General features: G+C 70.5%; 19 protein-coding genes and 1 riboswitch. Of the genes, 9 read left to right on the top strand and 10 right to left on the bottom strand.

The genetic code is table 11. The annotated features are described in order from the left end of the window. Positions 1–7: 7 nt before the first annotated feature. The 4 genes from ACPL7H_RS09020 to ACPL7H_RS09005 form a co-directional block, all read right to left on the bottom strand. Positions 8–1,786 (bottom strand): ABC transporter substrate-binding protein, encoded by a 1,779-nt coding sequence (locus ACPL7H_RS09020; protein WP_424796613.1) that lies wholly within the window; start codon positions 1,784–1,786, stop codon positions 8–10. Between the two features lie 194 nt (positions 1,787–1,980). Beyond that, the gene (locus ACPL7H_RS09015) at positions 1,981–2,361 is read right to left on the bottom strand and encodes a VOC family protein (RefSeq protein ID WP_424796612.1); all 381 of its coding nucleotides are present in this window, start codon (positions 2,359–2,361) and stop codon (positions 1,981–1,983) included. Positions 2,362–2,430: 69 nt separating this feature from the next. Then, the gene (locus tag ACPL7H_RS09010) at positions 2,431–3,507 is read right to left on the bottom strand and encodes an NAD(P)/FAD-dependent oxidoreductase (protein ID WP_424796611.1); all 1,077 of its coding nucleotides are present in this window, start codon (positions 3,505–3,507) and stop codon (positions 2,431–2,433) included. A 75-nt stretch (positions 3,508–3,582) separates the two neighbouring features. Beyond that, positions 3,583–4,029, bottom strand: a complete 447-nt coding sequence (locus ACPL7H_RS09005) for a GNAT family N-acetyltransferase (protein WP_424796610.1) — start codon at positions 4,027–4,029, stop codon at positions 3,583–3,585. A gap of 82 nt (positions 4,030–4,111) precedes the next feature. Here ACPL7H_RS09005 and ACPL7H_RS09000 point away from each other — a divergent pair, with 82 nt between their 5' ends. Next, positions 4,112–4,819: a YczE/YyaS/YitT family protein gene (locus ACPL7H_RS09000; protein WP_424796609.1), complete on the top strand. Its 708-nt coding sequence runs from the start codon at positions 4,112–4,114 to the stop codon at positions 4,817–4,819. Between the two features lie 69 nt (positions 4,820–4,888). On the opposite strand, the gene ACPL7H_RS08995 is transcribed toward ACPL7H_RS09000, so the two are convergent. Beyond that, positions 4,889–6,283, bottom strand: coding sequence for an NAD-dependent succinate-semialdehyde dehydrogenase (locus ACPL7H_RS08995; protein WP_424796608.1), 1,395 nt, complete (start codon positions 6,281–6,283; stop codon positions 4,889–4,891). A gap of 163 nt (positions 6,284–6,446) precedes the next feature. Here ACPL7H_RS08995 and ACPL7H_RS08990 point away from each other — a divergent pair, with 163 nt between their 5' ends. After that, positions 6,447–7,889: an NAD(P)/FAD-dependent oxidoreductase gene (locus ACPL7H_RS08990; protein WP_424796607.1), complete on the top strand. Its 1,443-nt coding sequence runs from the start codon at positions 6,447–6,449 to the stop codon at positions 7,887–7,889. A 45-nt stretch (positions 7,890–7,934) separates the two neighbouring features. Here ACPL7H_RS08990 and ACPL7H_RS08985 read toward each other — a convergent pair whose 3' ends face one another. After that, positions 7,935–8,918 carry an SIS domain-containing protein gene (locus tag ACPL7H_RS08985; protein WP_424796606.1) on the bottom strand — a complete coding sequence of 328 codons (984 nt, stop codon included), beginning with the start codon at positions 8,916–8,918 and terminating at the stop codon, positions 7,935–7,937. Between the two features lie 7 nt (positions 8,919–8,925). Further along, on the bottom strand, positions 8,926–10,221 hold the full coding sequence (locus ACPL7H_RS08980; RefSeq protein WP_424796605.1) for a hypothetical protein: 1,296 nt from the start codon (positions 10,219–10,221) through the stop codon (positions 8,926–8,928). Positions 10,222–10,349: 128 nt separating this feature from the next. On the opposite strand from ACPL7H_RS08980, the gene ACPL7H_RS08975 reads away from it, so the two are divergent. After that, positions 10,350–11,696, top strand: coding sequence for a nucleotide disphospho-sugar-binding domain-containing protein (locus ACPL7H_RS08975; protein WP_424796604.1), 1,347 nt, complete (start codon positions 10,350–10,352; stop codon positions 11,694–11,696). Between the two features lie 12 nt (positions 11,697–11,708). Beyond that, the gene (locus ACPL7H_RS08970; protein WP_424796603.1) at positions 11,709–13,163 is read left to right on the top strand and encodes an aminobutyraldehyde dehydrogenase; all 1,455 of its coding nucleotides are present in this window, start codon (positions 11,709–11,711) and stop codon (positions 13,161–13,163) included. A 3-nt stretch (positions 13,164–13,166) separates the two neighbouring features. Here ACPL7H_RS08970 and thiD read toward each other — a convergent pair whose 3' ends face one another. From thiD to thiM, 3 genes are all read right to left on the bottom strand, one after another. Next, positions 13,167–13,997, bottom strand: a complete 831-nt coding sequence (gene thiD, locus ACPL7H_RS08965) for a bifunctional hydroxymethylpyrimidine kinase/phosphomethylpyrimidine kinase (RefSeq protein WP_424796602.1) — start codon at positions 13,995–13,997, stop codon at positions 13,167–13,169. Then, positions 13,994–14,662 (bottom strand): thiamine phosphate synthase, encoded by a 669-nt coding sequence (gene thiE, locus ACPL7H_RS08960; protein WP_424796601.1) that lies wholly within the window; start codon positions 14,660–14,662, stop codon positions 13,994–13,996. Before thiE ends, thiD begins: the two co-directional genes overlap by 4 nt. Further along, positions 14,663–15,547, bottom strand: a complete 885-nt coding sequence (gene thiM, locus ACPL7H_RS08955) for a hydroxyethylthiazole kinase (RefSeq protein ID WP_424796600.1) — start codon at positions 15,545–15,547, stop codon at positions 14,663–14,665. Next, positions 15,536–15,633: riboswitch (TPP riboswitch) on the bottom strand. It overlaps the preceding gene by 12 nt. Before the next feature lie 257 nt (positions 15,634–15,890). Here thiM and ACPL7H_RS08950 point away from each other — a divergent pair. The 5 genes from ACPL7H_RS08950 to ACPL7H_RS08930 all read left to right on the top strand — a co-directional run bounded on the left by ACPL7H_RS08950 (position 15,891) and on the right by ACPL7H_RS08930 (position 20,944). Next, positions 15,891–17,090: an LLM class flavin-dependent oxidoreductase gene (locus ACPL7H_RS08950; RefSeq protein WP_424796599.1), complete on the top strand. Its 1,200-nt coding sequence runs from the start codon at positions 15,891–15,893 to the stop codon at positions 17,088–17,090. An 18-nt stretch (positions 17,091–17,108) separates the two neighbouring features. Further along, positions 17,109–17,726 (top strand): FMN reductase, encoded by a 618-nt coding sequence (locus ACPL7H_RS08945; protein ID WP_424796598.1) that lies wholly within the window; start codon positions 17,109–17,111, stop codon positions 17,724–17,726. A 119-nt stretch (positions 17,727–17,845) separates the two neighbouring features. After that, positions 17,846–19,039: a LolA family protein gene (locus ACPL7H_RS08940; RefSeq protein WP_424796597.1), complete on the top strand. Its 1,194-nt coding sequence runs from the start codon at positions 17,846–17,848 to the stop codon at positions 19,037–19,039. Continuing rightward, entirely contained in the window at positions 19,036–20,046 is a 1,011-nt protein-coding gene (locus ACPL7H_RS08935; RefSeq protein ID WP_424796596.1) for an ABC transporter ATP-binding protein, read from the top strand. The genes ACPL7H_RS08940 and ACPL7H_RS08935 overlap by 4 nt, the downstream gene beginning before the upstream one ends. A gap of 4 nt (positions 20,047–20,050) precedes the next feature. Next, entirely contained in the window at positions 20,051–20,944 is an 894-nt protein-coding gene (locus tag ACPL7H_RS08930; protein WP_424796595.1) for an ABC transporter permease, read from the top strand. The last annotated feature ends 124 nt before the right edge of the window (positions 20,945–21,068 follow it).

Genomic DNA, 21,068 nt, shown 5'->3' with positions numbered 1-21,068 from the left:
CGAAGACTCAGCCCTCTGGGTCGATCAGACCAACAGAGGCGTAGTCGATGTACCCGGTGCGGGCGGCGTGGGCGTAGGCGTCGCCGACGTTCTCCCCCACCATCTGCAAGGGGGTCTCCCGTACCAGCGGCACCACCGGGGCGTGTTCCATGATCTCCCGGTTCAACTCGGCGTAGGCAGCGTTCTGCTCGTCGATGTCGGTGATCATCTCGATCTCGCGGAACCGGTCGTTGATCTCGGGTTCGTCGAACTGGGACATGTTGGTGTTGCCCGATTCGGAGATCCGGGTGCCGTCGAACAGCGGCGTCAGCAGCGGGGTACCGGAGAGCCAGCTACCGCACCAGCCGTAGATGGCCATGTCGTTCTGCTGGGCCGGGGTGCCGATCGCCTCGTAGTAGGTTGCGCCGTCGATGACGTTCAGTTCCACGCTGATCCCGGCAGCCTGCAGGGACTGCTGGACGGCCTCAGCCTGTGCCTGCCATTTCGGAATGCCGCGCACGTCCATGACGAAGGACAACTCGTCCGCGTCGTAGCCGGCCTCCTCGATCATGCTGCGGGCGAGTTCGGGGTCACCCTCGGAGTTGTCGGTCGGGTAAAGGTCGAACTCTTCCCGGCCCGGCACCGTGGGCAGCAGCATCTCGGTAGCGACCTCGGCGACCGCCGGCCCGCCGGTGGCGGTGATCACGCTCTGCCGGTCGATCGCGTAGTTGAGGGCCTGCCGCACGGTCAGGTCCGACATCACGTCCTTGGTGGTGTTCAGGGTCAGGAACGTGGTGCAGGTCGGCAGGATCTGGATGGTGCGCTCCCGCAGCGTCTCATCATCGAGCACCCGGCCCAGGCTGGCCGGCAGCAGCGGGTTGGTGCTGGAGATGACCGCGTTGCGGTCATCCCCCTGTCCGGTCAGCGCGCGCTGGTCGATGGTGTTGGGATCCAGGCCGAAGACGAACTCGAACGCATCGGGCTGCGCCGCGCGGACCGGGTCGGTCTCCGGGTCCCACTCCTCGTTGCGCACCAGGGAGACGTGCGAGCCGCGCTCGTAGGACTCCACCCGGTAGGGACCCGAGGCGATGGGTTGGACGTCGATCTGCTCCACGTCCACCTCGCCGTCGGGGAAGGGGGTGAACGGTGGGTTGGCCGCCACGGCGTTGAAGTCGGCCAACGGCCGCTCCAGGGTGAACTCGATCGTGCGGTCATCGGGCGTGCTGATCGAGTCCAGGCCCTCCGGGGCGTCGTAGATGCCCGCGTACTCGCGGGCACCGTCGATCACCATGTGCAGGTCCGAACCGATCGCCAGGCCGGGGTCCATGGACCGTTCCAGCGCGTACTTCAGATCGTGGGAGGTGATCGGGGTGCCGTCCTCGTACCGCAGGCCCTCCCGCAGGGTGAAGGTCCACACGGTGGCGTCCTCGTTCGGGGTGCCCAGGTCCTCGGCGAGGTCCCCGACCAGCGTCATCTCCTCGGTCTCGGGGTCGTAGACGTAGTTGGTCAGGTGGCGGTAGATCAGGTGGTAGAAGTTGTTGACGTTGCCGTCGTTACCCATCGTCGGGTCCAGGTGGGAGAAGTCCACCGCGCCGAGGACGGTGACGGTCCCGCCGGGGCTGGCCGCGGGGGTGCGCAGGGCGAAACCGGCTTCGGTCAGCGTCACCTCCGACTCGCCGCCGGAGTCGTCCCCCGATCCGGTCGAACCGTTGCCGGTGCCGGCGCCGGCTCCGTTCGAACAGGCCCCGAGCGCCAGTGCGCCGGCGATGAGCAGCGCCCCCAGGGCCTTGCTGCGAGTTGACTTCATAGTCCTGAACTCCGTCTTTGGGTGAGTGGTATGTCACATAGTGGGGCAGCCTCCGGGCATGGTCAAGGGCGTCGTGCAAGCGTTACCTGTCCGTGATCGTGGTTTACCGGTGGGCGGGAAGTTGTGGGTCTCGGCGCGCCCGGGCGCACTCAGCCGCTACCGGCCTTGGCCGGCACGCGCGTCATCGCGTTGGCTCAGGTGAACAGGCAGAAGGGGTGGCCGGCGGGGTCGATCAGGACGCTCACCTGCGGCTGGGGTTGGACCTCGGCCTCGACGGCCCCGCACCGGAGCGCCCATCGCACCGCCGCGTCCAGGTCCTGCACCCAGATGTCCAGGTGCTGGGTGGCCACCTGTGCGCCGGGGCGGGCGGGCCAGACCGGGCGGGTGTGGTGACGTTCGAACTCGACGTTCAGCGTAGGCCCGGACCCCTCGGGGGCGCGGATCTGGGCCCAGCCGCCGTCGGGCTCCTCACTGGTGACCTGCAGTCCGAGCAGGTCGGCGTAAAAGGCGGCCAGCGCCGCCGGCTCCGGGGCACCGATCGTGATCGAGGTGAGTCTCATCGACGGTCGTTCCATGATGCTCCTCCGTTCTCATGGGCGGTAACCACGCAGCGACCACCCGGTGGCGGTACGGCCAGCCGGTGGCTAGTGGGGTGGCCCCCCCAACCGGGCCGCCGGCGCCAGGTCGGCGGGCAGATCCTCGCCCAGGGCAGCCTGGGCCAACGCCTGCCCGAGGGCGGGAGCCTGCTTGAACAGGTTGTGCCCGACGACGGCGCTCACCCCGGGTCCCTGCCACACGCCGACGCCGTCGGAGCCCCAGGGCAGTTCGGTGACCCAGCAGTGCACGTGCCCCACCGGGTCCGGGTCCAATCCGGGCAGGGCCGTGGCGACGTAGGCCCGGGCCTGCTCGGCCAGGTCGGCCAGGCGCTGCGCACCTCCGGGGGCGGTGAGGTCGGTGGTGCTGCTCAGGCCCAGGGAGTAGCGGGTGTTGCCGGGGTGGGCTGCGGCGTAGACCCCGGTTGCGCCGAACGCCCCGCTGGAGTCCTGCAGCGTCGCCAGTCGCTCCCGAACTCCCCCGGTCACCGCGAACGTCAGACGGACATGGGCGCTGAGACGCACCGGGATAGCCATGTCGGGCACCAGTTCGGCCGTGCGGGCGCCGGCGCAGACCAGCACATGATCATGCCGGCGCCGACCGGTCAGGGTGCGCACCTCCACCCGGGAACCAGCGGGACCGATGGTGATGACCTGCTCTCCGACGAGGCCTTGGTGCAGCGCCCCGGTCAGTGCCGCGATGGCGGTCTCGGTGCGGATCGATCCGCCGCCGGTATCGAGAACGGCCGGGCCGTCGTAGGGCGCCAGGATCGGGAGGGCTCGAGCGACCTGATCCGGATCAACCCGGGCAGCTTCGACGCCCTCGATGCCGGCCAGGATGCGGAGTTTGTCGAGGGCACCATCACCTAGCGACAGTGCGCCGTCAGCGGAGAGCAGTTCGGTGCCGAAGTCGCGTTCCCACTGGCGCCAGATGTGGCGGCTGCGCACCGCCCAGGTCACCATGCGCGGATCGTCGTGGGCGTGGCGGAAGATCCGCGAGCACCCAGCGGACTGCCCGCTGCCCGGCGCGGCCGGTTCGTACACAGTGACATCGGCCCCGCGCTGCCGCGCGGCGTAGGCGGCGGCCAGGCCCACGATGCCGGCACCGACGACGGCGACGTCGGCCATAGTGCCTCCTGGGGTACGCGGATACCGGCCTAGGCGTTCATCGTCGGGGCGACCGGGGGAGTCGTCAACCGCTGACTACCTCAGGTCCTTGCGCAGTTCCTCGTTGGTCTCGGTGGCGCGGCGGCGCGTGCCGTCCTCAGCGACGTAGGCGTAACTGACGGTTTCGGTGCGTCCGGTGGCGACGTAACCCAGGCGCAGGTACAGGGCGCGGGCCCGGTGGTTGCCCAGTTCCACCCCCAAGGTGGCGTGGTCGTGACCTTGTTCGCGAAGCAGGTCCTCGGCGGCTGCGATCAAGGCGGTGCCCACCCCGCGCCCCCGGGCGCGGGAGTCAACCTGCAGGTGCCGCAACTCGCCGCGGGCCACCAGCACACCACCGATCACCTCATCGGCCTCGCGGGCCACCAGGTAGGTCGCCTCCCCGGCGCGCCGGCGCGCGTCGTCCCCGACGGCGGCCGCGGCGCCGGGAGGTTCGCGGCGGGGCGCGGCGGTGACATCGGCCGGCACCGCCACACGCACGATCATGATCGGCCAGGGTACTGGCTGTGCTGCTGCCCCTCACCGCGCCCCCGGCCCGGTGAGACGCCCGGCAACAGGGAAGCGGGGTGTGGCAGCATGGCCGATCGTGCGTCGTTCCTTGGAGGATCTGGGTCTGCGGCGGATGACCCCGGCCCAGCAGTTGCGGGCCGGACGGTTGCCGCTGCGTTTGGGGACGCTCTTTCTGGGGCTGACCCTGTTCGGTGTCTCCCTCGCGGTGATGATCCAGGCGGGCCTGGGCATGATGCCCTGGGACGTGCTCCACTACGGCCTGTCCCGGCACCTGCCGCTGAGTATCGGCACGATCCTCATCGGCCTGTCGTTGCTGTTGCTGTTGCTGTGGATCCCGCTTCGGGAGATGCCGGGCGTGGGCACGATCGCCAACGCGATCTGGGTCGGGATCGTGCTGGACCTGGCGCTGATGGTGGTGCCGGCGGTAGAGCCCCTGGCCGCCCGGATCCCGATGATGGTCGGAGGCATCGTCCTGAACGGAATTGCCACCGCGATGTACATCGGCGCCCAGCTGGGGCCGGGACCGCGCGATGGCCTGAGCACGGCGCTGGCCCGGCTGCTACCGGTGAGCCTGCGCGTGGTGCGCACCGGGATCGAGGTGATCGTGGTGCTCACCGGGTGGATGCTCGGGGGCGTGGTCGGGGTCGGCACGGTGCTGTTCGCCCTGGCGATCGGCCCGCTGACCCAGACCTTCCTGCCCTTCCTGGCGGTGCGTTTGCCCCCGGTGCACCCGGGCCAGGGTTCGCGCGCGCCCACCCGCTCCTGACACCCGCGCCTGATTCACGCGCCGCGCCCCACCCGCGCCTGAGGCCCGAACCGCAACCTCTCGCAGTGGTCAGGATTGGGCGGACTCGACGTAGAACAGGCGCTTGTTCACGAACTCATCCATGCCCAGCGGACCCAGCTCGCGTCCGTAGCCGGAGCGTTTGACCCCACCGAAGGGCATGTCCGCGGTCTCGGGTGCCGGGGCGTTCGCCCCGGCCATCCCCACCTGCATCTGCTCGGCGAAGGCCTCTGCCCGGCCCGGCTCGGTGGCGAACACGGTGCCGCTGAGGCCGTAGGGGGAGTCATTGGCCAACCGCAGCGCCTCCTCTTCCGAGGCCACTTTGTACACCGCGGCGACCGGTCCGAACAGTTCCTCACGGTAGGCGCGGGCGCCGGCGGGAATGTCGGTCAGCACCGCCGGGGCCACGTAGTTGCCCGGCCGGTCCAGGTGGGTCCCGCCCACGTGCAGCGTGGCGCCGTGGTCGACCGCGTCGCGCACCTGCTCCAGCAACAACGCAGCGGCCGACGGCGAGGACAGCGGCCCGTAGGTGCCCTCGGCGCCCGTAGCCGGATCGGCCGGGGTCAACGCCGCTACCTGGGTGCGCAGTTCGTCCACGAACTCCTCGTACACATCGGCCAGGACGATCATGCGTTTGTTGGAGTTACACGCCTGCCCGGTGTTCTCCATCCGCACTGCCAGCGCCTCGCGTGCCGCCGCCCGCGGGTCCGAGCTGGACAGCACCACATAGGGGTCGGACCCACCGAGTTCGAGCACCACCTTCTTCAGGTGCCGCCCGGCCTGCTCGGCCACGGCCGCTCCGGCCCGCTCAGAGCCGGTCAGGGAGATCCCCTGGATCCGCGGGTCGGCGATGATGGTGGAGACCTGCTCGTGGGTGGCGAACAGGTTCTGGTACACCCCCGCCGGCACCCCGGCGTCATGGAACAGGCGCTGTACCGCCAGGGCCGAGGCCGGGCAGATCTCGGCATGCTTGAGGATGATCGTGTTTCCCAGCATCAGGTTCGGCGCCACGAACCGGGCCACCTGGTAGTAGGGGTAGTTCCACGGCATGATCCCCAGCAACGGGCCCAGTGCGCGGCGCTGGATCACGGCGCGCGCACCGTCGGCCTCGGTGAGCACCCGGTCGGCGGCCAGGCCCGGCCCCTCGGCGGCGTAATAGGAGAAGATGTCCCGGCAGAACTCCACCTCCTCGTGGGACTCGGCGATCGGCTTGCCCATCTCGGTGGTGATGGTGGTCGCCAACTCATCCGCGCGCTCGGTGAACAACTCACCGATCCGGGCCACGATCGCGGCCCGTTCCTCGATCGGTCTCGCGGCGAACTCGCCGAATGCCTGCGCCGAGGCCGCCAGCGCCTCCGCGATCTGGTCATCGGTGGCGAAATCGTAGGTAGCCAGCACCTCCCCGGTGGCCGGGTTCTGGGTGCGGTAGGCAGGGGACGTCGTCATGGGATGCTCCTGGGATCAGACCGATGATGCCGGCGGAACGCCGGCCCGGCGGGGTCGGTATGCACCGACCCCGCCGTCGGTGCCATCCTGACCAGGGCGGTAGGTAAAGTAAAGATGACGCGGCTGCCTCAGTGAGCACCGCACGGTCGGCGGAGGTGGCGCAGTGAGTACGTCAACGCCGCGTGGTTATGGCCACGACCTGCAACACGACGCCGCGTGGCTGCAGAGCAAGATCACCGGCGCCAGCCCCACCCCGTTCTGGCTGGACTCCCCGGCGCGGCCGGCTCCGCGCCCGGCCCTGAGCGGTGACGCCCGCGCGGACCTGGTGGTGGTCGGTGCCGGATACTGCGGCTTGTGGGCGGCTTTGATCGCCATGGAACGTGACCCCGGCCGGTCGGTGATCGTGCTGGAGGCGCGCCAGGCGGGCTGGGCGGCCAGCGGCCGCAACGGGGGCTTCTGCGAAATGAGCCTGACCCATGGCGAGGTCAACGGCGCCCGCCACTTCGCCGGCGAGCTGCCCGCGATCGAGCAGGTGGCCCGGGCGAACTTCCGCGGCCTGGAGCGGTCCATCGAGCGGTACGGCATCGATGCCGAGTACGAGAACACCGGCATCCTGGTGGTGGCCACCGAGGAACACCAGGTGGACCCGCTGCGCGCCGCAGCTCACGCCTCGCCGGACCCGGACTCGCGATTCTTCGACCGCGACCAGGTGCGCGAGCAGGTCGACTCACCGCTGTACCTGGCCGGCCGGTTCAAGAAGGATGGGTACTCCTTCGTCCATCCGGCCAAACTGGCCTGGGGGTTGCGCCGGGCCTGTCTGGACCTGGGCGTGCAGATCTATGAGCACACCCCCGTGCGGGGCCTGGTCCGGTCCAGCCGCGACGTTCAGGTGCGTACCGACGGCGGGACCATCCGGGCGCGGAAGGTGGCGCTGGCCACCAACGGCTTCCCAGCGCTGTTGGCCCGGAACCAGTGGTTCTCGGTGCCGATCTACGACTACGCGTTGATGACCCAGCCGCTCACCGACGCCCAACTGGAGGCGATCGGCTGGACCGGCCGGCACGGGATCACCGACTCCTCCCGCGAGTTCCACTACTACCGCAAGAGCGCCGACAACCGGATCCTCTTCGGTGGCTACGACGCGATCTACCACCGCGGCGGCAAGGTGCGCGGCGCGCAGGAGCAACGACCCGAGACCTTCCTACGCCTGGCCGATCACTTCCTCAGCACCTTCCCGCAACTGCAGGACATCACCTTCACCCACGCCTGGGGCGGGATGATCGACATGTCCACGAACCTGGTGGCATTCCACGGCACCGCCATGGGCGGGCATGTGGCCTACAGCGCCGGCTTCACCGGGCTGGGCGTGGGGGCCACCCGGTTCGGTGCCGAGACCATGCTCGACCTGCTCGAGGGCGATGAGACCCCGCGGACCCGGCTGGCCATGGTGGGCTCCAAACCGATGCCGGTGCCACCGGAGCCGCTGGCCTATCCGCTGATCCAGCTGATGCGCCGGGCGGTGGCCAAGTCCGACGCCCGCCACGACGGCCGGGACACCTTCCTGCTGCGCCTGGCCGACCGCTTCGGCGTGGGATTCGATTCCTGACCCACCTTGTCGGCAGGGCCAACCCGTAGCGGTCAGCGCTCTGACCTACCGGCCGCTCCACGTGAAGTCCGGGTCCGCCTCGTGCCACCGTGCCGCCACGAGTTCGGCCACCAGCACCTCGCTGAGCACCGCCAGCAGCGGGTCCTCATCCCCGGCGTAGCGCACCACGTGCGCGGCGCCGGGCAGGTCCGCTCCCACGGAGACGAACGTGGCACCGCGGTGCTCCAACCAGTCCAGGGCCTGGCCATCCCAGCGGGAACCGGCGAACAGCAGCACCCGGTAGTCCAGGGTGCGGGCCAGGTACAGGTCCACGTGTGCCCAGTCGCCGGTCTCACTGGCCCACGCCGGCCGGCGTGGTACCTCCCGCATCATCAACGCACCCTGCTGGGCACTGGCCAGCCGCTCGAGCGGGGCCAGCAGGAACGTGCCGTGGGGTCCCAGCAGCGTGCTGCTCACCTGCGGCAGCCAGGCCGGGGCCCCCTCGAGCAACTCGGCGTTGGCGCCGGCAGCCCGGCGAGCGCTCACCGCCGGCGCCACGGTCGGGGTGAACCCGTAGGTTCGCAACACCTCCGACAGCACCACGACCGTGTGCCGGAAGGTGCGGCAGGCCACGCCGGAGGCCTCCACCCCCGCGGTCAGGGGGACGAGGACGTCCGCCACCTCGGCGAGGGGGGAGTCGGTCTTGTTGGTCACCGCCACGAGCCGGCCGGTCCCGGCGTAACGGGTGACGGCGTGCAGTACCTCGGCGCTGCCGCCGGTGGCCGAGACTGCGATCACCACCAGGTCCGGCGCCGGGGGTGGGAGCAGCTCGGCGCTGGCCAGCGATACCTCCACCGCGACCCCCTGCGCGCGGGCGGCCTGAGCCACCAACCCGGCCGCGTAGGCGCTGGATCCCATCCCCAGCACCAGGACCCGGCTGGCCGCCGGAAGCAGGTCCACACCGGGCAGGCCCGCCTCGAGTGCCCCGGCAAGTGATTCCAGATGGTGCGGGACGAGGGCAAGGTCTTCGTGAAAGCGGGTGACGTCCATGGCACCATCATCCCCCGTAGCGGAAGGTCAGCGCGGTGTCGGCGGCGTACTGCCAGCGGGGCAGGTACGTGGCGGCATAGGTCAGTTCGCGCAACAGTTGCGCCACGATCAGCCCTTCCAGCGCTGCGGCGTCGAGGAGTCCGCAGGACTGTCTCGCCGCCAACTCGGCCCGGTAGGCGGCCAACACCTGTGCACGCCCGGCGCCGGCCCAGGTGCGCAGGGTCTGCTCCGCGCCGTCGCGTCGTCGCGCACACACTGAGGCCACCAGCTCCACCGAGGTGAGCAGATGGGCCACGTCCCGCGCCGCCAGGTCGCGACGGTGCTGCTGAGCCGCGGGCTGTTGCGGGTCACCGTCGAAGTCGATCACCCAGTAGCGCTCGTTCGCACGCAGCACCTGTCCAACGTGCAGGTCGCCGTGCAGGTGGATGGTGGGCGCGGTCAGGTCATCGGGGATGGTGTCCAGCACCTGCTCCAGGACGCCGCGGCGATCGCGCAGGCGCCGTCCGGCGTCGCCGCCGGTGACCGCCAAGGCCTCGGTGAGCGCGTCGTGTGCATCGGCGCGCACTCGTCTGCCATGGGCCGGTGGCCCTTGACCCATCCGGGCCAGGTCGGTATGCAGCCGGGCCGCGAGCGCTCCCAACTGTCGTGGCCAGGTGGGTTCGGGTCCGCCGTCCAGGTGGGCCAGCACGTCATCGACCGCCCAGGTCCACCCGTCGGTGGCGCCGGGAATGAGTTCGGTGACCATCGCCACGGTGGCCCGGCCCCGCGGGTGCACCCAGTCCAGCCGGCCCCGCAGCGCCGGTGTGACGCCCGAGCCGATCGAGGCCAGGTGGTCCAGGATCACCCCGGCCCGGTCGGCGCTGCCCCAGGCGTGGATCACCTTGACCACGGACTGCCCCACGGCGACCGACCAGTTGGTCATGTCCACCCCGAAATCGCGTTCGTCCGCGCCGGTGAGAGGTCGTGACCGGCCGGCGGACGACGGCGCAGGACCGGCCGCCGGCGCAGGACCGGCGGCGGACGGTCCGGTCGCGTTCTGGCCGGGCCGGGTGATCTCCACATGCCCCGGGGTGGCCGGCAGATCGGCCGCGCGGGCCTGGTCGGGCGGGGTGGGTGCTACGGAGGCGGCGCCTGCAGACGGCGCGGGTGCGTCGTCGTCGGCCGGCCCTGCCGTGATGGCATTCACCAGGTCCGCAGCCAGTCCGTCGCCGGCACGGGCCGGCACACCACGGGCGCTGAGCGCCTGCACCCGCCCGTCCTCGTCCAGCGCCAGGCGCCCGTGCCGGGTCCTCACCACGTCCATGGGCCACAGCCTCTCAGGTCCCGCCCGCTGTCGGACGGGAGCAGGCGTTGACGCGCGTGGGGGCAGCGGCGACGTTCAAGCTCGGGCTAGGCTTGCGCAGCCAGGCGCACATCGATGAGGAGACCTCCGTGACAAGAGAATCCCTGACCTTCCTGTTCCTACCGGAGAGTGCCTACGGGCCGACGAACAACTGCATCGGGGTCGGTAAGGAACTGGTGCGCCGCGGGCACCGGGTGGTCTTCGCGTCGGAATCCTCTTGGGCCGGCCAACTCAGTCCGCACGGGTTCGTCGAGGACCTGGTGGACCTGGAGCCACCAGCGCAGGACGAGGCCGAGCAGGACGCGGGGGCATTCTGGAAGAACTACATCCAGGAGATCTCCCCGGAGTTCCTCAAGAGCACCCAGGAGCAACTGACCACCGTGAGTCGCCCGATCCTGGAGGCGCTGATCGAGGGGGTGAAGTACTCCGCACCGGCGCTGCGAGAGGTGGTCGAGCGTAACCAGCCCGACGTGACGATCCTGGACAACGTGCTCACCTTCCCCGCCCTGATGACCTCCCCGGCGAAGTACGTGCGGGTGGTCTCCTGCAACCCGCTGGAGGTTCCCGGGGAGAACATCGCCCCGGTGTTCTCCGGGTTGGGGCAGGACGACCGGGAAGGCTGGGCCACCTTCCGCGAGGCCTACGAGCGCTCCCACCGGGAGGTGTGGGAGGACTTCAACGCGTGGGTGCAGGAACAAGGTGCTCCGCCGCTGCCCTACCTGGAGTTCAGCCACGCCGGTGACCGCAACCTGTACCTGTACCCCGCCGAGATCGACTACACCGACGCCCGTCCGCTGGATTCGACCTGGTACCGGATCGACTCGGCGGTGCGCGAGACCGAGGCCGAGGCGGACATCCCGGCGCACTTCCTGGACGGATCCAAACCGCTGATCTACTTCAGCCTCGGCTCCCTCGGGGGCGCCGACGTGGGGCTGATGCGCAGCGTGATCGCCGCCCTGGCCGAGACCGACTATCACATCATCGTCTCCAAGGGCCCGCTGCACGCCGAGATCGAACTCGCCGACAACATGTGGGGCGCGGAGTTCCTCCCGCAGACCACGATCATCCCGAAGGTGGACCTGGTGGTCACCCACGGCGGCAACAACACCGTCACCGAGTCGCTGCACTTCGGGAAGCCGATGGTGCTGATGCCGCTGTTCTGGGACCAGTACGACAACGCCCAACGCGTGCACGAGAAGGGCCTGGGACGGCGCGTGGACACCTACCGGGTGAGCGCCGCCGAACTGCGCCAAACGGTGGCGGACCTGCTGGCCGACACCGCGATGCGGGCCGAGGCCGAGCGCATCGGGGAGCGGATCCGGGCCCGGCGCGGCTTGCACAGGGCGGCGGACCTGCTGGTCGAGATCGGGCGGGAGGGTGTGGCGGAGCGAGCCGGCTCATGGCGTGCGCGAACCCCCGAGCCACCGGGCTCGTGAGAGGCTCGGCCCATGACTGACTCCGTCTCCACCGAACGGCCCTCGGCCGCCGCGGGCACACTCCTGGACCTGATCAACCCCGCCACGGGGGAGGTCACCCGCACGGTGCGCCTGTCCACGATCGACGACGTCGATGCCGCCGTGGCGAGCGCGGGTGCGGCGGCGCCGGACTGGGCCGGGCGAACCCCCTCCGAACGCGCGCGGGTGCTGTTGCGGCTCGCCGATGCGCTGGAGGCGCACACCGATGAACTGGCGGCGTTGGAGGTGGCCGAGACCGGTAAGCCGTGGACCGTGGTGGCCGAGGGGGAGATCCCGTTCGCCGCGGACAACCTACGCTTCTTCGCCGGGGCGGCCCGTTCCACCGACGGCACCGGGGCCGGGGTGTTCTCCGACGGGTACACCTCGATGATGGTGCGCCGCCCGGTGGGGGTGGTGGCCAGTATCGCCCCGTGGAACTTCCCGCTGGTGATGGCGGTGTGGAAGATCGGACCCGCACTGGCCGCGGGCAACTCGGTGGTGATCAAACCGGCCCCGTTGACGCCGAGCAGCACCGTTCGGATCGCCGAACTGGCCGCCGAGTGCGGGCTGCCCGAGGGGGCGCTCGGGGTGGTCGCCGGAGACGGTGATGTGGGCGCGGCGCTGGCCGGGCACGCCGGGGTGGACATGGTCAGCGTGACCGGGTCCACCCAGACCGGCAAGGCGGTGATGCGCGGGGCGGTCGAGGGCGTCAAACGGGTGCACCTGGAACTGGGCGGCAAGGCCCCGGCGGTGGTCTTCTCCGACGCCGACATCGCCCAGATGGCCCACGCGGTGGCGATGGGCGCCACCTACTCCACCGGTCAGGACTGCACCGCCGCGACCCGGGTCTACCTGCAGCGGGAGATCTTCGATCAGGGGGTCGATGCCCTGCGGGCCGTCATGGAAACCGTGGTGGCCGGGGACCCCCACGACCCAGCGACCCACATCGGACCACTGATCTCCGCCGCCCACCGGGAGCGGGTGCACGGCTTCGTCACTCGCGCGGTGAGCCAGGGGGGCGAGGTGCTCACCGGCGGGGAGCCGCTGGAAGGGCCGGGGTTCTTCTACCCGCCCACCCTGGTGGTCGGCGCCGCGCAGGACTCCGAACTCGTCCAGGGCGAGGTGTTCGGACCGGTGCTGGTGGCGCTGCCCTTCGACGATGAGGAGCAGGCGGTGGCTCTGGCCAATGACAGCGCCTACGGGCTGGCCTCCTCGGTGTGGACCTCCGATGTGGCCCGGGCGATCCGGGTCAGCCACCGGTTGGAGGTGGGGGTGACCTGGATCAACGACCACCTGCCGATCGCTTCGGAGGCCCCGCACGGGGGAGTGAAGGGGTCAGGCTTCGGCAAGGACATGAGCATCGAACCGGTGCTGGACTACTCGGTGACGCGGCACGTGATGATCCGGCACCAGGTGCCCCCGGAGACCACCGGGTTCCGGCCCGCCTGAGGCTCACCCGCGCCGGGCGCGGCGACCGGCCCCGGGTGAGCCCGCGAAGTGGTGCAGTGGGCCGTGGCCGGAGCCGACCTGGAGGTCATCGGCAGCGGCCAGGGCGGTGGTGAGCCAGGCCTTGGCCACGCGCACGGCGGACTCCCAGTCGCCCTCACGCTCGACCACCCGGGTAGCGATCGCCGAGGAGAGCGAGCAACCGGTGCCGTGGGTGTTGGGAGTGTCGATCCACGCCGAGGACACCTGGGTGACGCTGCCACCGGGCCAGACCAGCAGATCGGTGGCCCGTTCCCCGGGCAGGTGCCCGCCCTTGGCCAGCACGCTCACCCCGTACTTCCTGGCCACCTGGCGCGCCTGCGCCGTTGCCTCCTCCCAGTCCCCAGCGGTCTCGGTTTCGGCGAGCACAGCCAGTTCGGGGATGTTCGGGGTGATCAACCCGGCCCGTGCGATGAGGCCGGACAGCGCCCCGGAGGTATCGGCGTCCAGCAGTCGGTCTCCGCTGGTGGCCACCATCACCGGATCGAGCACCACGTAGGCTGCCGTGCTGCGCTCCAGCCACCCGGTGACCACCTCGATGGTGGCCGTGTTTGCCAGCATCCCGATCTTGACCGCATCGACCCGGATGTCCTCGCTGATCGCCTCGAGTTGGTCGACCAGGAACTGCGGTGGGGGGACGTGCACACCCCGGACCCCGCGGGTGTTCTGTGCGGTCAGCGCAGTGACCGCCGCCATGCCGTATCCGCCGTTGGCCGCGATCGACTTGATGTCCGCCTGGATCCCCGCGCCCCCGGAGGGGTCGGATCCGGCGATGGACAAGACGCGCGGAATGCTCATGCGCCGGCCTTGCCCGGGCCGGATCCTGCGGCGTCCCAGTCGGTACGCAGCCCCCGGGCCACCGTCTCGGGATCCGGCGCCGCACACAACGCCGAGACCACTGCCACCCCGCCGGCCCCGGCCCGCCGCAGCGGCCCGGCGTCCTCGGGCCGCACGCCGCCGATCGCCACGCACGGCAGCGGCGTCCGGGCGGCGAACCGGCCGAACCCCTCGATACCGAGCGCGTCCGGGTGGTCGGTCTTCGTCGTCGTCGGCCGGATCACCCCCACTCCCAGGTAGTCGACGGTGCCCCCGGGTAGGGCGGCGACGGCTTCTAGGTGCGCGACTGTATTGGCAGTGAGACCGACGATCGCCTCCGGTCCCAGTTCCGCACGGGCCGCGACCGCTGCGTCATCGAGTTGCCCCAGGTGCACCCCGTGCACCGGCAGGCCGCGGCTGCGTGCGGCGACGACGGCGTCGAGCCGGTCGTTGACGAGCAGGCGCGCCCGGCCATCGATCACCTCGGCGAGGTGCGTCAACTGACGCAGGTGATCGTCCAGGTCGGCCTCCTTGTCCCGCAGTTGCACGGTGTGCACCCCCCCGGCCACCGCGGCTGCCACCGTGGCGGGCACGCCGCGCGGTGCGCACAACTCGCGGTCGGTGACCAGGTAGATGCCCGGCTGCATTCAGGCCTCCTGCGGGTCCGGCGCCGGTGCCGCCAGCACCTCGACCCGAGCCTGCTCGATCACCTGCTCCGGGGTGATGCCGGCCAGTGCGTCCAGGAACGCGGGCAGGAACGTGCCCGGGCCGTGAGCGTCGGTGGCAGCCTGTTCGGCGGCGATGCCGTAGACCACGTGCGCGGCGGCTACCGCGGTCAGCGCGCTGGTGGTCCCACGGGCACCGAGCATCGCGGCGATGATCGAGCCGAGTGCGCAGCCGGCGCCGGTGATCCGGGTGAGCAGCGGGTGGCCGTTATCGACCCTGATGGCCGCTGACCCGTCGGTGATGAGGTCACGCGCACCGGAGACCGCCACCACCATCGAGGTCTCGCGGGCCAGGGCTGCGGCGACCGGGGCGGCTGTGTCGGTGTCGTCTGCGGAATCCACCCCGCGCCCACCGGCCCCGGCGCCTGCCAGTGCGATGATCTCCGAGGCGTTGCCGCGCACTGCCGTGGGCCCGGCGGCGAGCAGTTCGGCGGCGAAACCGGTGCGCAACGGCAGGGCTCCGATCGCCACCGGGTCAAGCACCCACGGGGTGCCGGCTTCGCTCGCGGCGCTCACCGCCGCCCGGCCGGCGTCGCGCTGCTGATGGGACAACGTGCCCAGGTTGATCAGCAGTCCGGAAGCCATCGGGGCGAACACCCCCGCCTCCTCGGCCGTGTCCACCATGGCCGGTGCCGCCCCGATCGCCAGTAACGCGTTGGCGGAGAAGTTCGTAGCCACGTGGTTGGTGATGTTGTGCACCAACGGGCTGTGCTCCCGCAGGGCTCGCAGCAGGTGCGCGGCCTGCTCTGTCACGTCGACCGCCTCCGGAAGGCCTACCGATTCGGTGTGACCGGAGACATCAGTCATGGACATTCCCTTCGCTAGTACGAACTAGTGCAGGTTCGACGGGTGTCATCTCAGCCGCGCGGTGGGCGGCACCCCGTGTCGTGATCTCCGAGTCTAACAACCCCACCCCGCAGAAGGTCGGGTCACCCCACACCGGCCGCCCCCCCGCCGCCACCCACGCCGCCCTCACCGCAACCACCACCGCCGAGGGCGACCCTGGCGGTCGAGGGCGAGTGGTAGGAACGTCGCCGTCGACCACAACGCTCGTTCTCGAGGGCGGCAGTGTGCCGGAATAGATCCGGTGGCGGTGATGTTTGTAGGGGTGTATATGCAAATGCATCGAGTTTCTTGAGAGGCCTGCACCATGCAGTTCGGAATCTTCAGCGTCAGTGACGTCACCACTGACCCCAGCACCGGTCACACGCCGAACGACACCGAGCGGGTACGGGCGATGATGACCATCGCCCAGCACGCCGATCAGGCGGGGTTGGACGTCTTCGCCACCGGTGAACACCACAACCCGCCGTTCGTGGCCTCCTCGCCCACCACGATGCTGGGCTACCTGGCCGGGACCACCAAGCACATCACGCTGTCCACCGCGACCACCCTGATCACCACCAACGACCCGGTGAAGATCGCCGAGGACTACGCCATGCTGCAGGTGCTCGCAGACGGCCGGATGGACCTGATGTTGGGCCGCGGTAACACCGGCCCGGTCTACCCCTGGTTCGGCCAGGACATCCGCCAGGGCGTGAACCTCGCGATCGAGAACTACGCCCTGCTGCGCCGCCTGTGGACCGAGGACGTGGTGGACTGGGACGGGAAGTTCCGCACTCCGCTGCAGGGCTTCACCGCCACCCCCCGCCCGCTGGACGGGGTGCCGCCGTTCGTGTGGCACGGCTCCATCCGTACCCCCGAGATCGCCGAGCAGGCCGCCTTCTACGGCGACGGGTTCCTGCACAACAACATCTTCTGGCCGATCGACCACACCAAGAAGATGGTCAGTTTCTACCGGAAGCGCTTCGAGCACTACGGCCACGGCAAGGCGGACCAGGCGATCGTGGGCCTGGGCGGACAGTTCTTCGCCCGGAAGAATTCCCAGGACGCGTGGAACGAGTTCCGGCCCTACTTCGACAACGCCCCGGTCTACGGTCACGGACCCTCGATGGAGGACTTCACCCGCGAGACCCCCCTGACCGTGGGTTCACCGCAGCAGATCATCGACCGCTACGCCACGATGCGCGAGCACGTGGGCGACTATCAGCGGCAGTTGTTCCTCATCGATCACGCCGGGTTGCCGTTGAAGACGGTGCTGGAGCAGATCGACATCCTGGCCGAGGAGATCGTGCCGGCGCTGCGCGAGATCAACGAGGCAGCCCGTCCCGCGCATGTCCCCTCGAACCCGCCCAGCCACGCCGACCGGGTGGCCCAGGTCGCCGAGGCCGGCACGTCCCAGGGCCAGCACGTGGCCGGCGAGGACCGCTGGACCGGCCGCCGAGCCGAGGACGACGTCGCTACCGCCGCCGCCGGCGCCGCCCAGCGTGGCGCCGCGTTCGGACTCTGAAGAAAGGACTCACCCCTGATGACTACCCGCACGATCGTCGCCATCTCCGGTGGCCTGAACAAGCCCTCCTCGACCCGGCTGCTCACCGACCGGCTGGTCGAGGCCGCCGTGAGTGAACTCAAGGCCCGCGGCGTCCAGGCGCAGGTGGAGGTCGTGGAACTGCGCGACCACGCCCACGACACCGTCAACGCGATGCTGTCCGGGTTCCCCTCCGGAGACCTCAAGGGAGTGCTGGAGCGCCTCGCCGCCGCCGACGGCGTCATCGCCGTCAGCCCGATCTACACCACCGGAGCGTCGGGGTTGTTCAAGTCCTTCGTGGACATCATCGAGAAGGAGGCCCTGACCGGGATGCCGGTACTGCTGGGGGCCACCGGCGGTACCGCGCGGCACTCCCTGGCGCTGGAGTACGCGATCCGGCCGATGTTCACCTACCTGCGGACCGACGTGGTCACCACCGCGGTGTTCGTCGCCACCGACGACTGGTCCGGTCAGGCCGACGACGTCAATCCGCTCCCGGCCCGGATCAGCCGGGCCGGTCGCGAACTCGCCGAACTCGTGGCGGCCCGGGACGAGACCCGCCCGGGCGACCTGTACGACGACGTCCCCTCCTTCGAGGCGATGTTCTCCAAACTCTGAGCAACGCTCAGCCGAGGTCCGTACCCGCCGCGGGCGCCTTATCGCACCGGGAATGGTGAGTACTGGTCGGCGGCCACGGCGGGGCGTATGGTCGAACCAGCACTCTCAAGGAGGTCACGATGACCCGCAGATGGCACCGCTGGCTACCGGCCGCAGTGGTCGGCGTCGTGATCGCGGGCGGGGTCGGGCTCGCGGCGCAGGCCGATTCGGCCGACCTGCCCGAGAAGTCACCCGAGGACGTCCTGACCATGGTGGCCGAGCACTCGGTGGAGGCATTCTCCGGGGAGTTCCAGACGAGCACCGAACTCGGACTGCCCGATCTGTCCGGCCTGGATGGTGCCTTCGGCCACGGGAACCGCGGCGGCATGCCGGCACCGGATCTCGCTGAGGATGCCGCACCGGAGCAGACCCAGGGCGCCGGTGATGAGAACGCCGGGCAGCGCGGCGGCTCCGGAGTGGGTGAGGTCCTGGAGTTGCTGACCGGCGAGCACACCGCACGGGTCTACGTCGACGGGCAGCAGGGGCGCATCCAGGTGCTGGACGATCTGGCCGAACGGAACGTGATCCGCACCGAGGAGGAGGTGTGGTTCTACGACTCCCGTGAGAATGCCGCCACCCACCTGGCGTTGCCGGCACCCGGCGACGAGGTGTGCCGCCCCGGCCAGGGGCCACACGGTTCCTGGTTCGACCACGGCGGCCAGCCGCCTGGCCCCGGGCCGGTCCCCACACCGGATGAGGTCGCCGCCGACGTTCTGCAGGCCCTGGAGACCGATACCGACGTCACCGTCGGCGCGGGCGAACGCGTGGCCGGGCGTTCGGCCTACACCCTGGTGCTGGCGCCCGGCAGCGAACACTCCCTGGTGGAGCAGGTGGCCTTGGCCGTCGACGCAGAGACGGGCTTCCCGCTGGGCGTCACCGTGCACGCCCGCGGCCAGGACGAACCGGCGGTTCGGGCCCAGTACAGCGCGATCACGTTCGAGCCCCCCGATGCCACGCTCTTCGACTTCACCCCGCCCGCCGGGGCGAGCGTGGAGGAGGTGGAGCTCCCGCCGTGCCCGGAGGGGGCCGGGACCGGGGCACCCGAGAAGCCGGACGACCACGTGGTGATCGGGCAGGGTTGGGACGCGGTCCTGGTGCTACCGGTGGACGAATCCGGCGCACTGGATGATCCACTCGTGCGCGAACTCACCCAGGACACCGGCGCCGGGCGTCTGCTGTCCACAAACCTGCTGTCCGTGCTGGTAACCGACGACGGGCAGGCCCTGATCGGTGCCGTCACCCCGGAGTACCTGCAGTCCCTCGCCGGGTCGTGACCGAACTCGCCGTCCGCACCGAGGGCCTGACCAAGACGTTCGGTACGCACAAGGCCGTCGACGACCTCGACCTCGTGGTCCCGCGCGGAAGCGTGTTCGGGTTCCTCGGGCCCAACGGCTCGGGCAAGACCACCACGATCCGACTGCTGCTCGGGCTGGCCTCGGCCACGGCCGGCACCGCGCACGTGCTCGGGCACCACATGCCACAGGGCCTGGGTGAGGTCCTGCCACGAGTCGGCGCCCTCGTGGAAGGACCCGCGCACTATCCCTACTTGTCCGGTGCGGCGAACCTGCGGCGCCTGGATGCGGCCAACCCTGCCGCCCCGCCCCGCACCCGGGAGACCCGCGTGGCGGCGGCACTGGAGAAGGTCGGTCTGAGTCACGCCGGAACCAAGCGGGTGCGCGCCTACTCCCTGGGCATGAAGCAGCGACTCGGGATCGCCGGCGCCCTCCTGATGCCACGGGAACTGCTCGTGCTCGACGAACCGACCAACGGGCTGGACCCGCAGGGCACCCGGGAGGTGCGGACGCTGGTGCGGTCCCTCACCGGGGAGGGGGCGACCGTGCTGGTCTCCAGCCACCTGCTGGCCGAGGTGGAGCAGACCTGCAGCCATGTCGGAGTGATGAGCCGAGGCCGGTTAGTCGCCCAGGGCAGCCTGGCCGATCTGCAGGATCTGGGGCAGGCGCGGGTGCGGGTGGTCACGCCCGACCCGCAGTGCGCCCGCGCGGTGCTGTCCCGGATCGGACTGCGCACCTCCGACGACGAGGGACCGGGGACGGGGAACGCTGCGGACGCGGCGACCGACCTTGCGACGCCCCCGGTCTCCTCGACGCCGGAACGCGTCGCCGTCGTCACCGCCGTTCTGCAGGAGCGACACCTACCGGAGACCATCGCGGCCGAACTCGTCGCCGGCGGGGTACGGCTCAGAGGCTTCGGCGTCGTGCGCGAAACGCTCGAGGAGCGGTTCGTCGCGCTGACCGGGGAGGGGTTCGACGTTGCCGGGTGAGGCGATGGACGGGCGGAGCACGCCGACCACCGCGAAGGCCGAGGACGCCGGGCGTACCGGTCCCGCGGCCGGAGCGGGCGGGAGCGGTTGGTCGATGTGGGCATCGGAACTGACGCTGCTGCTGCGGCGGCGCCGCACCTGGGCGATGCTCGTGGCGCTCGCCGCGATTCCGGTGCTCATCGCTGTGGTGGTCAAGGTCTCTGCCGACCCGGTGCAGCCCGGCCAGGGGCCGCCGTTCCTTGACCGGGTCACCCAGAACGGGCTGTTCGTCTCGATCACCGCGCTGGTCGTGACGATCCCTCTGTTCCTGCCGCTGACCGTCGGGGTGGTCGCCGGGGATGCGGTCGCCGGTGAAGCCGGGCTGGGCACCTTGCGGTACCTGCTGCTCGCGCCGGTGCGGCGGGGGCGGCTGCTCCTGATCAAGTTCGCGGGCATTGCGATGTTCTGCGTGCTCGCCACGGCGGTGATCGTCACGGCTGGGTCGGTGATCGGGGCACTGCTCTTCCCGGTCGACCCGGTGCCGTTGCTCTCCGGGGACACCATCGGCGCCTGGGAGGCGCTCGGGCGAGCACTTCTCGTCGGCGCATTCGTGAGTGTGTCGATGCTGGGGCTGGGGGCGGTCGGACTGTTCATCTCCACCCTGACCGTGGTGCCGGTGGGAGCGATGGCGGCCACGGTCGTGGTGGCGATCGTGATGCAGGTGCTCGGGGCGCTCGACCAGTTGGCATGGCTGCACCCGTGGCTGCTGAACTACTACTGGATGGACTTCGCCGACCTCCTGCGCCAACCGATCGCCTGGGGCTCCTTCGCCGACAGTGCGCTGCTGCAGGCGGGTTACGTGGCGGTGTTCGGCGCCCTGGCCTACGGACGGTTCGCCACCAAGGACGTGTTGTCCTGACCCAGGCGCGCAGCGCGCGATCGATCGCCGCCCATGGGTGCGACGCGGCTCGACCAAGAGGTCGCATACCTCAGCAGGGGCCCGGAGGAGCCGGGGAATTCTGATGGACCGCGCCGGGCGCGCC

It is taken from the genome of Pseudactinotalea sp. Z1732 (assembly GCF_049724975.1).
GTDB lineage: Bacteria > Actinomycetota > Actinomycetes > Actinomycetales > Beutenbergiaceae > CALKWS01.
Note: the sequence above shows the minus strand (reverse complement) of the source record. Positions and strands in the feature narration are given on the sequence as shown.

What these genes read in the sequence shown, in the direction of transcription:
- ACPL7H_RS09020 (WP_424796613.1), bottom strand. Translation starts at nt 1,786, where the DNA reads ATGAAGTCAACTCGCAGCAAGGCCCTGGGGGCGCTGCTCATCGCCGGC.
- ACPL7H_RS09015 (WP_424796612.1), bottom strand. Translation starts at nt 2,361, where the DNA reads ATGGAACGACCGTCGATGAGACTCACCTCGATCACGATCGGTGCCCCG.
- ACPL7H_RS09010 (WP_424796611.1), bottom strand. Translation starts at nt 3,507, where the DNA reads ATGGCCGACGTCGCCGTCGTCGGTGCCGGCATCGTGGGCCTGGCCGCC.
- ACPL7H_RS09005 (WP_424796610.1), bottom strand. Translation starts at nt 4,029, where the DNA reads ATGATCGTGCGTGTGGCGGTGCCGGCCGATGTCACCGCCGCGCCCCGC.
- ACPL7H_RS08995 (WP_424796608.1), bottom strand. Translation starts at nt 6,283, where the DNA reads ATGACGACGTCCCCTGCCTACCGCACCCAGAACCCGGCCACCGGGGAG.
- ACPL7H_RS08985 (WP_424796606.1), bottom strand. Translation starts at nt 8,918, where the DNA reads ATGGACGTCACCCGCTTTCACGAAGACCTTGCCCTCGTCCCGCACCAT.
- ACPL7H_RS08980 (WP_424796605.1), bottom strand. Translation starts at nt 10,221, where the DNA reads ATGGACGTGGTGAGGACCCGGCACGGGCGCCTGGCGCTGGACGAGGAC.
- ACPL7H_RS08970 (WP_424796603.1), top strand. Translation starts at nt 11,709, where the DNA reads ATGACTGACTCCGTCTCCACCGAACGGCCCTCGGCCGCCGCGGGCACA.
- thiD (WP_424796602.1), bottom strand. Translation starts at nt 13,997, where the DNA reads ATGAGCATTCCGCGCGTCTTGTCCATCGCCGGATCCGACCCCTCCGGG.
- thiE (WP_424796601.1), bottom strand. Translation starts at nt 14,662, where the DNA reads ATGCAGCCGGGCATCTACCTGGTCACCGACCGCGAGTTGTGCGCACCG.
- thiM (WP_424796600.1), bottom strand. Translation starts at nt 15,547, where the DNA reads ATGACTGATGTCTCCGGTCACACCGAATCGGTAGGCCTTCCGGAGGCG.
- ACPL7H_RS08950 (WP_424796599.1), top strand. Translation starts at nt 15,891, where the DNA reads ATGCAGTTCGGAATCTTCAGCGTCAGTGACGTCACCACTGACCCCAGC.
- ACPL7H_RS08945 (WP_424796598.1), top strand. Translation starts at nt 17,109, where the DNA reads ATGACTACCCGCACGATCGTCGCCATCTCCGGTGGCCTGAACAAGCCC.
- ACPL7H_RS08940 (WP_424796597.1), top strand. Translation starts at nt 17,846, where the DNA reads ATGACCCGCAGATGGCACCGCTGGCTACCGGCCGCAGTGGTCGGCGTC.
- ACPL7H_RS08930 (WP_424796595.1), top strand. Translation starts at nt 20,051, where the DNA reads ATGGACGGGCGGAGCACGCCGACCACCGCGAAGGCCGAGGACGCCGGG.